Origin of the sequence: Halomonas sp. A29 (assembly GCF_046723295.1) — a bacterium.
In the GTDB taxonomy this organism is placed as follows: Bacteria; Pseudomonadota; Gammaproteobacteria; order Pseudomonadales; family Halomonadaceae; genus Halomonas.
In genome coordinates, this window is sequence record NZ_JAXQPR010000001.1 from 654,749 (window position 1) to 666,323 (window position 11,575).

At 64.4% G+C, this 11,575-nt stretch carries 11 protein-coding genes; 1 reads left to right on the plus strand and 10 read right to left on the minus strand.

From position 1 onward, the window contains the following. From rimI to SPH52_RS03220, 8 genes are all read right to left on the minus strand, one after another. The gene (gene rimI / locus SPH52_RS03185; protein ID WP_411793543.1) at window positions 1-462 is read right to left on the minus strand and encodes a ribosomal protein S18-alanine N-acetyltransferase; all 462 of its coding nucleotides are present in this window, start codon (window positions 460-462) and stop codon (window positions 1-3) included. Next, complete coding sequence (locus SPH52_RS03190) at window positions 455-1,273, minus strand: hypothetical protein (protein WP_411793544.1); 819 nt, start codon at window positions 1,271-1,273, stop codon at window positions 455-457. Before SPH52_RS03190 ends, rimI begins: the two co-directional genes overlap by 8 nt. Further along, window positions 1,270-1,578: a BolA family protein gene (locus SPH52_RS03195; RefSeq protein WP_411793545.1), complete on the minus strand. Its 309-nt coding sequence runs from the start codon at window positions 1,576-1,578 to the stop codon at window positions 1,270-1,272. Before SPH52_RS03195 ends, SPH52_RS03190 begins: the two co-directional genes overlap by 4 nt. Before the next feature lie 27 nt (window positions 1,579-1,605). After that, on the minus strand, window positions 1,606-3,036 hold the full coding sequence (locus tag SPH52_RS03200; RefSeq protein ID WP_411793546.1) for an MFS transporter: 1,431 nt from the start codon (window positions 3,034-3,036) through the stop codon (window positions 1,606-1,608). Between the two features lie 77 nt (window positions 3,037-3,113). Next, window positions 3,114-3,500, minus strand: coding sequence for a hypothetical protein (locus tag SPH52_RS03205; RefSeq protein WP_263582323.1), 387 nt, complete (start codon window positions 3,498-3,500; stop codon window positions 3,114-3,116). Between the two features lie 248 nt (window positions 3,501-3,748). After that, on the minus strand, window positions 3,749-5,299 hold the full coding sequence (gene lysS / locus SPH52_RS03210; protein ID WP_411793547.1) for a lysine--tRNA ligase: 1,551 nt from the start codon (window positions 5,297-5,299) through the stop codon (window positions 3,749-3,751). A gap of 94 nt (window positions 5,300-5,393) precedes the next feature. Further along, window positions 5,394-6,492, minus strand: a protein-coding gene (gene prfB / locus SPH52_RS03215) for a peptide chain release factor 2 (protein WP_411793548.1) whose coding sequence is annotated in 2 segments (ribosomal slippage) — window positions 5,394-6,416 and window positions 6,418-6,492 — 1,098 coding nt in all. Because the reading frame shifts where the segments join, the coding sequence is not laid out codon by codon here. A gap of 258 nt (window positions 6,493-6,750) precedes the next feature. Then, window positions 6,751-8,088, minus strand: coding sequence for an OmpP1/FadL family transporter (locus tag SPH52_RS03220; RefSeq protein ID WP_411793549.1), 1,338 nt, complete (start codon window positions 8,086-8,088; stop codon window positions 6,751-6,753). Window positions 8,089-8,388: 300 nt separating this feature from the next. On the opposite strand from SPH52_RS03220, the gene SPH52_RS03225 reads away from it, so the two are divergent. Further along, window positions 8,389-8,808 carry a VOC family protein gene (locus tag SPH52_RS03225; protein WP_411793550.1) on the plus strand — a complete coding sequence of 140 codons (420 nt, stop codon included), beginning with the start codon at window positions 8,389-8,391 and terminating at the stop codon, window positions 8,806-8,808. Here the strand turns inward: SPH52_RS03225 and SPH52_RS03230 are convergent. Both SPH52_RS03230 and SPH52_RS03235 read right to left on the minus strand, forming a co-directional pair. Beyond that, on the minus strand, window positions 8,805-9,422 hold the full coding sequence (locus tag SPH52_RS03230) for a YitT family protein (protein WP_411793551.1): 618 nt from the start codon (window positions 9,420-9,422) through the stop codon (window positions 8,805-8,807). The genes SPH52_RS03225 and SPH52_RS03230 overlap by 4 nt on opposite strands. A gap of 84 nt (window positions 9,423-9,506) precedes the next feature. After that, window positions 9,507-11,318, minus strand: coding sequence for a single-stranded-DNA-specific exonuclease RecJ (locus SPH52_RS03235; RefSeq protein ID WP_411793604.1), 1,812 nt, complete (start codon window positions 11,316-11,318; stop codon window positions 9,507-9,509). Between the last annotated feature and the right edge of the window lie 257 nt (window positions 11,319-11,575).

Here is an 11,575-nt window from a genome sequence, read left to right on the forward strand (position 1 = left end):
TCACGGCAGGCGCGACATGAGAATGGCATCCTCCCTGTTCGAGTCGGCTGCCTCATCCAGCGGCGGGTAATAGCCGCGCCGCCGTCCGTCTTCGCTGAAGCCTGCGCGGCGGTAGAGTTGGATGGCGGCCTCATTGCTCGCCCTGACCTCGAGTAGCAGCCGCTCACTTCCCCAGTCGCGGCTCTGTTCGGCCACTGCTTCGAGCAGTGCTGCGGCCAGGCCGCGCCGCCGCATGTCGGGTGCAACCAGCATGGCCTGGAGCTCGGCCTCGAAGGGTAGCCTGACCACCACCGCATGGCCGACGAACCGGTCTCCAGCCTCGGCGCCCAGCACGCAGCAATCGGGGTCCTGCAGAAGCGTCTCGAGCTGGCTGCGCGACCAATGCCGCGGCTGGCAGCGCTCCAACTCCAGCAGTGGCTCCAGGTCGGCACGCGACAGCTGTCGCAGCCTGGCTTCAATCATCGTTGTCGGCGCTCTCCTCCGACCAGGCTTGCCGCCAGCCCAGCAGGGTGGGCCACAGCTCGCGCTTGGCTGCGGCATTCTGCGCCAACTCGCTCAGTGCGGGCCCCTGCCAGCCGGGTAGGCCCAGCAACTCGAAAGTGCCTTGTTCAGTGCACAGAAGCCTGGCAAGTGTGTCGTCCTGGCCAAACACCAGAATCCTTTCGAGCGCCCAGCCGCGCCGCTGCGTTCCTTCGACAAAAGCCTGCAGACCTTCACGCGCCTCATCCAGCGGCGCCTCGACCGGCAGATTCTCCATCGGCGGCCAGCGAAACGTCTCGAAGGCCAAGGGTAGCTCGAGCCCTGCCGCCTGGAAAAGATTGCTCAACAGCTGCCCTTGGGTGGCATCCGGCGTTGCCTGCCCCGGCACGATCACCAGCCAACGCCCGGCCAGACAGGTGACTTGCAGGGTAAAGCGCAACGGCTGCTGAGCCGGCTTGGTCTCGGGCGGCACCGCCTGTTCGCGCTCGAGATTGGGTTTGTTGAGGGAGGCCTCTTCGTCCGGCGCTGCGATACCCAGCAGATGTCGCGCCCGCTTGACTGTCCGCGCGCGAGGCGGCTCCACGGCCGGAGGCGGCGTGGGCTGACGAGCGGCGGCCTCGGCCTCGTCGAGCAGCGCATGCAGGCGCTCGGCAGGCGGCGAAGCGACAGGCCGCTCGGGCAGCTCCCATTCGCAGGCCTCGGTCGGCCGCGCATGGGGCAGCTGGTAGCGAGCGACCCAGGCGGTCAAACCCATCGCCTCCAGGTACTGCAGGCGCTGTGGTTCGGTGGTCACGCGCCGGCGCCGCGACAGTTGGGGGAGTCGGGGCGGGCTTCGCCGCGGGCGGCCCACTCCTCGGGCGTGTAGAGGTGCAGCGCCAGGGCATGCACCGGTCCCGACAGCTCATCGGCGAGCAGCGCATAGAGACGCTGGTGGCGCTTCACCGGCATCAGTCCCTGGAAGTGTTTGGATACCACCGTGACCTTGAAGTGGGTTTCGGAATTGGCCGGCACGGCGTGCCGATGGCTCTCGTTCTCCACCGTCACATGGGTGGGCTCGAGGGCCTTCAGCTTCTCCTCGATAGCGGCCTGAATGCTCATGCTGGCTCCTCGATCATGGATGTCTGGTCATTGTACTCGCTTGCTCGACGACTGCACCTGCGAGTCCTCATCGCAGTTGTCCGCCTGGGCGGCACCAGCCAGCGTCACCCGTGCCAGGCTGGCCACCAGCGCCAGCAGACAGGCCAGGCAGCCGATCCACAGGGTGGCCTGCACCGGCGCACTGGCCGCCATGAAAGCGCCCACCAGCGCCACACCAAGGGACTGACCCACGGTACGTGTGGTGCTGAGCACACCCGAGGCGCTGGTGCTCAGTTCGCGCGGAGCACTGGTCATCAGCTCGCGATTGTTGGGCGGCTGGAACAGTCCGAAGCCGATACCGCACAGCGCCGTGCGCCACAGGCTATCAACGATGCTGGCGTCCTGCGGCAACAGGGCCAGCGAGGCGAGCCCCAGCATCAACAACACCAACCCCACGCTGGCCATGAGGCTGGGATTGACACGATCGGCCAGACGGCCGGCAATGGGGCCGACCAGCATGATGGCCAGCGGCCAGGGCGTGAACAGCCAGGCAGTGTGCAACGGCGAGAAGCCCATCTCCTGCTGGTAGAGGAACGACAGCGCAACGAAAGCGAGACCCTGACCGACGAAGGCAAGCCCCGAGGCGGAAACCGCCAGGCGGAAGCGCGCCACCCGAAACAGCAGCGGGGGCAGCAGCGGATGGCTGGCTCGACGCTGGCGACGCAGAAAGAGATAGCCCGTCACCACGCTCAGAGCCAGCCAGGCCAGTGCCTGCCACAGCGGTGCAGCATGAGCCAAGGTATCCATGGCCAGGAAGAAACTGCCCAGCATGACCACCGAGCCCAGCGCCCCGCGGCCATCGAAGCCGCCGCGGCGCCCCTTCTCCCGCGGCAGCGCGCGCCACGCCAGCCACAGCGAGATGATGCCCAGGGGCAGGTGCAGGGCGAACAGCCAGGGCCAGCTCACCACCGACAGCACCAAGCCCCCCAGTGCCGGGCCGGCAGCATAGCCACCCGCCACCACCAGGGCGGAAAGCCCCAGGGCGCTACCCAGCAGGCGAGTCGGGAAGATCGAGCGATACAGCGAAGGGCCGATGGAGAGGGTAGCCGCCGCACCCAGGCCCTGCAGCGCGCGAAACACCAGCAGCCATTCAAGGCTGCGCGACAACGCCGCGCCCAGCGAGGCCAGCACGAACAGTGCCAGCCCGGCCACGTAGAGCCTGCGGCGGCTGACCATCTCGCTGAACGAGGCGCACACCAGTAGAAAGGCAGCGCAGACGATCTGGTAGAGGTTGGTGACCCATACCGCACGGGCGTCCGACACCTGCAGATCGCGCGCGATGGAAGGCAGCGCGATGTTGACCATGGTGACGTCGACCACGGCCATCAGGGTGCCGAGGATCAGTGCCAGTACTGCCAGGCGTCGTTCGGGGCCCGGCAGCCCGTCGTCGCCGGGCCGGGTGGTGAAGAGTCGGCTCATCCTGTTTCCATCACTACGAGGGTCATAACGAGAAAACCGGCCGCAGCCGGTTCTCGAAGATCAACGAGGGAAGCGGATCAGTCTTGATCGGTTTCCAATAGCAGCGAATCGTCGACTTCAGAGATTTCCAGCGCCGTCTCGTCGTCCAGGTCGATGGCGAGATAGCTGTGCTCGACCTGCAGGAAACGCTGAAACAGCGCCCAGTCCACGGCCTCGGGCCACTGGCGCTCGTCCTCTTCCCAGGCGCGCAGCTCGGTCTCGAGGATCTCGAGATAGCGCTCGCGCACGAAGGCTTCCAGTGCCTCCGGGGTGTCCATTTCTGGGATCAGGTAGACGGTGCTTTCGCGTTCGACGTCGGCCAGGGTGAGGTCGTCCTCCCCCATGGTGGGTTCCAGGGCGTTGATCCAATCCACGAAGTGCCGGGTCGGCCTGACGCTCAGGGCGGAGCGGTTGAGCAGTTTCATCGCGGTCTCCTCGACGTCGAAACGGTGATCATTATGGGCGCTAGCGCCGCCGCTTACCAATACTTCCGCCGGTTGGCAGAGAAGCCCGGGCTTGATCTGTCAGAAGAGGTAACGCGGCGGGGGAATGCCGGAGAGGAGGTCCGGCGCCATGGATGGCGCCGGTAGCTCCCAGGGATGGGCTCGGTGCGCCTCCTCGAAGGCATGTCCCCCGTCGCTTCAGCGGCTTGCCTGGCCGAAGCGCAGCCCCTTTATTCCACCTCGGGACGCATGGCCGGGAACAACAATACATCCCGGATCGAGGCGCTGTCGGTGAACAGCATCACCAGCCGGTCGATGCCGATGCCCTCGCCAGCGGTGGGCGGCAGGCCGTACTCCAGCGCGCGCACGTAGTCGGCATCGTAGTACATCGCCTCCAGATCGCCGGCCTCCTTCTCCGCCGCCTGGGCGCGGAAGCGCTCGGCCTGGTCTTCGGCATCGTTGAGCTCCGAGAAGCCGTTGGCGATCTCGCGCCCGCCGACGAAGAACTCGAAGCGCTCGGTGACGAACGGATCGCGGTCGTTGCGCCGCGCCAGCGGGCTCACCTCGGTGGGATAGTCGGTAATGAAGGTCGGATTCTTCAGGCGATGCTCGACGGTCTTCTCGAAGATCTCAATCTGAACCTTGCCCAGGCCCCAGCCATCCTTGACGTCTATGTCCAGGCGTTCGGCGATCTGCCGCGCGGCGGCCTCGTCGGCCAGCGCCTCGGCGTGGATGTCCGGGTTGTACTCAAGGATCGAGTCGAACACGCTGATGCGCTTCAGCGGCTTGCCGAAATCGTACTCGAAGCTCTCGAGAATCTCGCCGTCGGCGTTGCGCACGGTATTGACCACGGTAGTGGTGCCCAGCACCTTGAGCGCGATGGTGCGCAGCATCTCCTCGGTGAGGTCCATCAGGTCATGATGGTTGGCATGGGCCTGGTAGAACTCGACCATGGTGAACTCGGGATTGTGCCGCGTCGAGAGACCTTCGTTACGGAAGTTGCGGTTGATCTCGAAGACCCTCTCGAAGCCACCCACCACCAGGCGCTTGAGGTAGAGTTCCGGCGCGATGCGCAGGTACATGTCGATGTCGAGCGCGTTGTGATGGGTGATGAAGGGCCGCGCGGTGGCGCCGCCAGGAATCGGCTGCAGCATGGGGGTTTCGACCTCCATGAAGCCGCGCTCCTCGAAGAAGCGGCGCATGGCGCTGATCACCCCGGCGCGAGTCTCGAACACCTTGCGCGAGTCGGGGTTCATGATCAGATCGACGTAGCGCTGGCGGTAGCGCGCCTCCATGTCGGTCAGGCCATGGAACTTGTCGGGCAACGGACGCAGGCTCTTGGTCAGCAGCTTGGCCTCCTCCATCATCACGTAGAGGTCGCCCTTGCCCGACTTGTGCACCGGGCCGCGTGCGGCCACGATATCGCCGATGTCCCAGCCCTTGATGTCCTCGAGCACCTCTTCCGGGAGCCCCTTCTTGTCGACATAGAGCTGTATCGTGCCACTGGGATCCTGGATCACCAGGAACGGTCCACGCTTGCGCATGATGCGCCCGGCCACCGCCGCAGGGCGGCTGAGCGACTCCAGCTCGGCCTTGTCCTTCTCGCCCAGCTCGTCGATCAGATCGGCCGCCAGGCTGTCGCGGCGAAAGTCGTTGGGGAAGGCGCTGCCGCCGGTGGCAGCGGCGCGCTCCCGCCGTGCCGCCAGCTTGGCCCGACGCTCGGCGATCAGGCGGTTCTCGTCGATCTGGGGGCTATCCGTGGAAGAGCTCTGGTTGGCCATGTCGTTACCTGTTAAGAATTCGCTACGGCGAGCCCCGAGCCACGGGCGCAAGCGGACTGGCTACCGCTCGTGACCCGCGGCTCGAAACCCGGGGCTACAAGCCCTGTTTCAAGCTGGCTTCGATGAAGGCATCCAGGTCGCCGTCCAGCACTCGGTCGCAGTTGCTGGTCTGCACGCCGGTCCGCAGATCCTTGATGCGCTGATCGTCGAGCACGTAGGAGCGGATCTGACTGCCCCAGCCGATGTCGGACTTGGCATCCTCCGCTTCCTGCTTGGCGGCATTGCGCTTCTGCATCTCGTGCTCCCACAGCTTCGCCTTGAGCTGCTTCATGGCGAAGTCGCGGTTGGCGTGCTGGCTGCGCTGGCTCTGGCAGGCCACCACGATACCGGTGGGCTCGTGGGTGATACGTACTGCCGAATCGGTGGTGTTGACGTGCTGGCCGCCCGCGCCGCTGGAGCGGTAGGTGTCGGTGCGCAGGTCCGCGGGGTTGATCTCGACCTCGAAGTTGTCATCAACCTCCGGCGACAGGAACACCGAGGCGAAGGAGGTATGGCGCCGGCCGCCTGAGTCGAACGGACTCTTGCGTACCAGGCGATGCACGCCGGTCTCCGTGCGCAGCCAGCCGAAGGCGTGGTCGCCCTGGACGTGAATGGTCGCCGACTTGATACCCGCCACCTCACCGGCAGAAACCTCGACGATCTCGGTCTTGAAGCCGTGGTGCTCGCACCAGCGCAGATACATGCGCAGCAGCATGTTGGCCCAGTCCTGGGCCTCGGTGCCGCCGGAGCCGGCCTGGATGTCGAGATAGGCGTTGTTGGCGTCCATCTCGCCGGAGAACATGCGCCGGAATTCGAGCTTGGCCAGGCTTTCCTGAAGCCCGTCGAGCTCCTTCTGCACCTCGGCGACGGTATCCTCATCCTCCTCCATCTCGGCCAGCTCGAGCAGGTCGCGGCTGTCCGCCAGGCCCTGGTCGAGCTCGTCGATGGTCTCGACGATGACCTCCAGCGAGGCACGCTCCTTACCCAGCTTCTGGGCATATTCGGGGTCGTTCCAGACGTTCGGGTCTTCCAGCTCGCGGGAGACTTCCTCTAGCCGATCCTTGCGTTCGGCATAGTCAAAGATACCCCCTCAGGACGTCTGTCCGCTCGGCCAGGTCCTTGATGAGGTTGTGAATGGGGTTGGTTTCCAGCATGGGCTCGCTCGCCTGATTCGCTAGGGAAAAATCGGCCGCAGCCTGACGGATCGAGCCTGTAGGCGGACGGCGCGGAAAAGGCGCTTATTGTAGCGAATTCGGCGCTATGGCGCACCCTCACCAGCCGGTGCCGTCGGCAAACTCCGACACGTGGGCCGTCTTTCTCGATCAGGCGGCTTAGCGCTGCCAAAAAGCACAAGGCCCGGCTATGGCCGGGCCTTGTTCTCAGGCTCGTTTCAGTTCAAGCGCTCGACTGGCTCAGAAGCGATAGGTCAGCTGAGCGCCGAAGCCGTGGGCTTCGTTCTTGTAGTCGGCGGAGTAGGCCAGCTCAGTTTCCGCTATTGTCCCGGCATGATCCGTGCGCGTTTGATCCACTTGCGTACCACGCTCGGTCAGGTAGGAGTAGGCGAAGTCCAGCGTCAGGTTATCCATGGGCGTCCAGCCGGCGCCAATGGAGAAGATACGGCGATCGTCCGAGGGAATCCGCGCGCTGCGGTACTGGTCGCTGGTGGGCGTGAAGTCGAGAGTGACACCGGCACGCAGGGCAAGCTGCGGATTGAGCTGGTACTCGCCGCCGACACCGTAAGCCCAGGCATTCGAATAATCCTGCCTTTCACGGGTAATCGTATCGCCCGCATCGTTGGTTACATGGATTTCATTGAAGCGGCTCCAGCGAACCCATGAAGCACCCGCCATCAGCTTCAAGCGGTCGCTCATCTGCTGAGTCACGGAGAAGTTGACGGTTTCCGGCGTCACCAGATTCAAGCGTGCATTGTCCTCCAACGCTGCGCCTGTCAGAGGATTGGTAGCGACAGTGCCATCCGGGTTGGTTGCCCTGTAGTGTCCCGTAAGGGTGTAATCGACCTTCGAACGGTAAGTCAGGCCCAGCGTGGTTTCAGGAACCGGCTGGAACATGATGCCCAGATTATACCCCCATGCATCGTCGTCACCTTCCACCCGAGAGTCCAGGTCCTGGTCTGGATCCGCCATGCCAAAACCGGGCTGCGGAACCTGGCGCCGGAGCTCCCCGTCCACGCGGTTATAGGTGACACCGGCACCCACCGACCATTGGTCGTTGAAGCGGTAGGAGACGGTGGGCTGGGCACTGATGACACGCAGTTCGGTGTAGTTGCCCAGATTACGACCGACGAAGCCGTCCTCATAATCGGTCTTGGAGCCGAACGGCGCATAGACGCCGAAGCCGAAGGCGAGTTGCTCATTCACCGGATGCGCATAGAAGGCAAAGGGAATCAGGGTGCCCGGCACCATGTCGCCTTCAGAGGACCCGTCCACCGGCTGAGCGAACCCACCAGTGAGGAGGTTGGAGCGAGTCGCTTCGGCATTGCGAATCCGGCTATTGACGTTCAGATAGGTGCCGCCCGCGGTCAGTTGGGCGCGATCGAGGAAGGACATGCCCGCCGGGTTGCCGAAGACGATGGTGGCATCGTTGACGTTGGAGCTCCGTCCGGAGTGGCCATAACCCTGGCCGCTGACGCTCTGCTCGTTGATCTGGTAGCCACCGGCGTTGGCCTGGCTGGCGAAGGCGGCAGCGGCAATGGCTACGGCCCAAGTAATCCTGTTGAACTTGTTCTGCATGATTCGACGTCCTCTTCCAGATGCGAGCTGGAGCTGGTTGTTTGTTCCGCCCTCCCCGGAGCGGTGCCCTACTCAGCCAGTTTTCGCCAAACATCCGTCCGGATCAAGGCCAAACGTTCGTTTTAATGCTAGAAATACTAATACTTTAGTCCAATTTAAGCCTAGGCCGCTGAACTTTTCCTCTTTCGCGGACAGCATTCCCCATCCTCGGATGCCGCAACAGACGTCTGGCCGACCAGCTCCCAGGCAAACGGGAAGCACCTGCTAAGCTGAAAGCATATGGCAGAAGGAGAGAAAGCCATGCCCAAGCTCAACGGCGTTCTTGAAACCGCGCTCTACGTTGACGACATGGATCGGGCGCGGGTCTTCTTCGAAGGCGTGATGGGACTCGAGCCCTTCAATGCCGACCACCGCTTTACCGCCTACGATGCCGGCGCCGGTTCAGTGCTGCTGTTGTTCCTACAAGGCGAGACCCTGGAAACCGTAGTGCTGCCCAACGACATGGGCACCATCCCGCCACACGACGGCAAGGGGCGAGTCCACCTCGCCTTTGCCATTACAGCCCAGTCATTGTCAGCCTGGGAACGTCAGTTAGACGACCACGGCGTAATCATCGAGGGACGCACCCACTGGCCCCGCGGCGGTGAAAGCCTCTACTTCCGTGATCCGGACGGGCACCTGATCGAGCTGGCTACACCAGGCGTCTGGCCTAATTATTAGGAAACACCCATGTAGCGGCCGGGCTTGTGGTTAAGGGCAATGATCAAATTGAGCGCCACGGCGCCCAGCACCGAGAGCCCTACCCGATCAGCCGGCAGCACCAGTAATGCGACGAGCATGATCAGCCCGTCGATACCGAGCTGCACGTAGCCGGCACGTAGCCCGTAACGGCCCTGCAAATAGAGCGCGAGGATATTGATGCCGCCAAGGCTGGTGCGGTGGCGAAACAGCACCAGCATGCCGATGCCGATCAGGCTTCCGCCCATCAGCGAGGCATAGAGCGGATTCAGGGTCTCGAAGGAGATCCACTTGCCGGTCAGCTCGGAAAACAGCGATACCAAGGCGATGGCGACGAAGGTACGCAGGGTGAACGACCAGCCCATGCGCTTCACCGCCAGGTAGTAGAACGGCAAGTTGATCAGGAAGAACCACACCCCGAAGCGCCAGCCGGTGGCGTACTGCAGCAGGAACGCCATGCCGGCGGTACTGCCGGTGAGCAGCAGTGCCTGGGTATAGAAACTGACGCCGAGGGCCACGAACAGCGTGCCCACCAACATGGCCATCACGTCCTCGTAGAGGCGATGGGGGTCGATGGGCAGATCTTGCGAATCCATTCACTTTTCCTAGGGAGTGGGAGCGACTGTGACGGAACGAAGTCGGATTCTAGCGAGAAAGACCTGTCGCATCCTTGATCTCGCTCACCGGCTTGACCCGCTGTTCAACGGCTCGGCGTACTCCACCATCAGTTGCAGCGACTCTTGGCCTCGCCAGCGGTTGCGATTGAGTCGATAGGCGCAGCGCAGCCTGTCACCCATGTTGAAGGGTGGCAGTTCCCCCGGCGTGAGCGCGCGAAACCAGATCGCCTTGAGGCTCGTGGCGCCCGTGGACAGATGCATCGAGAGATGGGTGCCGTCGGCACCCACGGAGCGCATCGACTCGACCAGAAACTCCCCATCGAACAGCGGCGCATCGAACTCTCTGCCGTAGGGCCCCAACGCTTCCAGCTCAAGCAGCGTGGCCAGTTGGAACTGCTCGGGGGTAAGTGCGCCATCGGTCAGTACATGGGGGTAGAGTTCGGTACCTCCCAGCTGTTCGCCCACCGCCTGCAGGAAAGCCGCCTGGAATGTCTCCAACTGCTCGACCGGCACGCCGACCCCGGCCGCACCCCGGTGACCGCCGAAGCGCGGCAGCGCCTCGGGGGCGAGCTCGAAGGTGCGTTGCAGTGCGTCACGCAGGTGCAACGCCTCGATGGAACGCCCCGAGCCGGTGAGCATGCCGGGAGCCGCAGCGGGAGTCAGCACCAGCGCGGGGCGTCCATAAGACTGCACCAGACGTGAGGCAACGATGCCCTGCACGCCGGGATGGCCGCTATCGAGAAAGATCACCAGCGCCGGCTGGTCGGTTTCCAACTGTGATAGAGCCAGGGCGCGGGCTTCCTCGACCATCTCCGCCTCGATCGCCTTGCGTGACTGGTTGTCGTCGTCCAGCGTCTGCAGATGGCGTATCGCGGTGGTGTCGTCGGCCGCAAGCATGAAGTGCAACGCGGCATAGGGGTCGTCGAGGCGCGAGCGAGCGTTGATGCGCGGCCCCATCTGGAACGCCAGCGTCTCGGCCGAGAAAGGCACGCTGTCTTCGCCCAGGCGCGCTGCCATGGCACGCCAGCAGGCGGCTTCCATGCGATTGATCAGCGTCAGGCCATGGCTGACCACGGCGCGGTTGGTCGGACTCGCCCCCAGCGACACGCAGTCGGCCACGGTACCCAGCGCCACGTAGGCGAGCCAGGCAGAGAGCTTGGGCGTGGCCTCGGGAATGGCTCCCCACTCGATCAGCACGCTGCGGGTGAGCGACATGACCAGCCAGGCCACCATGCAGCCGGCAATGGTGCGATCCGGGTACTGGCAGTCGTTGCGCGTGGGATTTACCACCGCATGAGCCGAGGCCGGCGGTCCTTCCACCGGCAGGGCGTGGTGATCGCTCACCACCACATCGATGCCCGCCGCCTTGAGCCGGGCAATGCGCGGCTCGTCGGAGCTGCCGCAGTCGGCAGTGATCACCAGGCTCGGCCGCGGCTTGAGCCTCAATGTCCGCTCCACCAGCGGCAGGCTGATACCGTAGCCGTCGTGGATGCGATGGCCGATCAGGCTGTGCAGCCGCGACTCCGGCACGCCAAAAAGCTCCACCAGAGTGCGCCGGATCACTACGTGGGAGGTGATGCCATCGACATCGTAGTCGGTAAGGATGCCGATATGCTCGCCATCCACCACGGCCTGGGCGATACGCTCTGCGGCGCGACGGCCGTCGGCCAGGCGCTCCGGGTGTTCGAGATAGCGCAGGCTGGGCTGGGTGAGCGGTGCAAGCTCTCCGTCGTAGTCGGCCAGGCGGCCGGCGAGCACACGGGCCTGCAGCTCGGTCAGCCCTTCTGCGAGCGCGCGGGCGTAGAGAGCCTCGTTGCGTGGGCGCAGCAGCAGACGCGGCTTGAGGCGGGCGTGAAGATCGATGGGGTCGGTCACGGCGTCCAAGCCTGACTCCTCTGGTTCGCATCTGATGGTACACGGCGATGGAAACGGCGATGGAAACGGCGTGCCGAGCGAAGGGCGCCGGGGACAGGCCAAAGAGGGGGTCTTTTGCCATGGATGGCAAAAGTAGCGCCCAGGGAAGGGTTTACAGCGCCCCCTCGTAGGCCTGTCGCCGGATCAGCCCTGAGCAGGCATCTGGCGCCAGCGGCATCGAGCCTCCCCGAGGCCTTTCCCCGGCACCCTCGCTACAG

What these genes read in the sequence shown, in the direction of transcription:
- rimI (WP_411793543.1), bottom strand. Translation starts at nt 462, where the DNA reads ATGATTGAAGCCAGGCTGCGACAGCTGTCGCGTGCCGACCTGGAGCCA.
- SPH52_RS03195 (WP_411793545.1), bottom strand. Translation starts at nt 1,578, where the DNA reads ATGAGCATTCAGGCCGCTATCGAGGAGAAGCTGAAGGCCCTCGAGCCC.
- SPH52_RS03200 (WP_411793546.1), bottom strand. Translation starts at nt 3,036, where the DNA reads ATGAGCCGACTCTTCACCACCCGGCCCGGCGACGACGGGCTGCCGGGC.
- SPH52_RS03205 (WP_263582323.1), bottom strand. Translation starts at nt 3,500, where the DNA reads ATGAAACTGCTCAACCGCTCCGCCCTGAGCGTCAGGCCGACCCGGCAC.
- lysS (WP_411793547.1), bottom strand. Translation starts at nt 5,299, where the DNA reads ATGGCCAACCAGAGCTCTTCCACGGATAGCCCCCAGATCGACGAGAAC.
- SPH52_RS03220 (WP_411793549.1), bottom strand. Translation starts at nt 8,088, where the DNA reads ATGCAGAACAAGTTCAACAGGATTACTTGGGCCGTAGCCATTGCCGCT.
- SPH52_RS03225 (WP_411793550.1), top strand. Translation starts at nt 8,389, where the DNA reads ATGCCCAAGCTCAACGGCGTTCTTGAAACCGCGCTCTACGTTGACGAC.
- SPH52_RS03230 (WP_411793551.1), bottom strand. Translation starts at nt 9,422, where the DNA reads ATGGATTCGCAAGATCTGCCCATCGACCCCCATCGCCTCTACGAGGAC.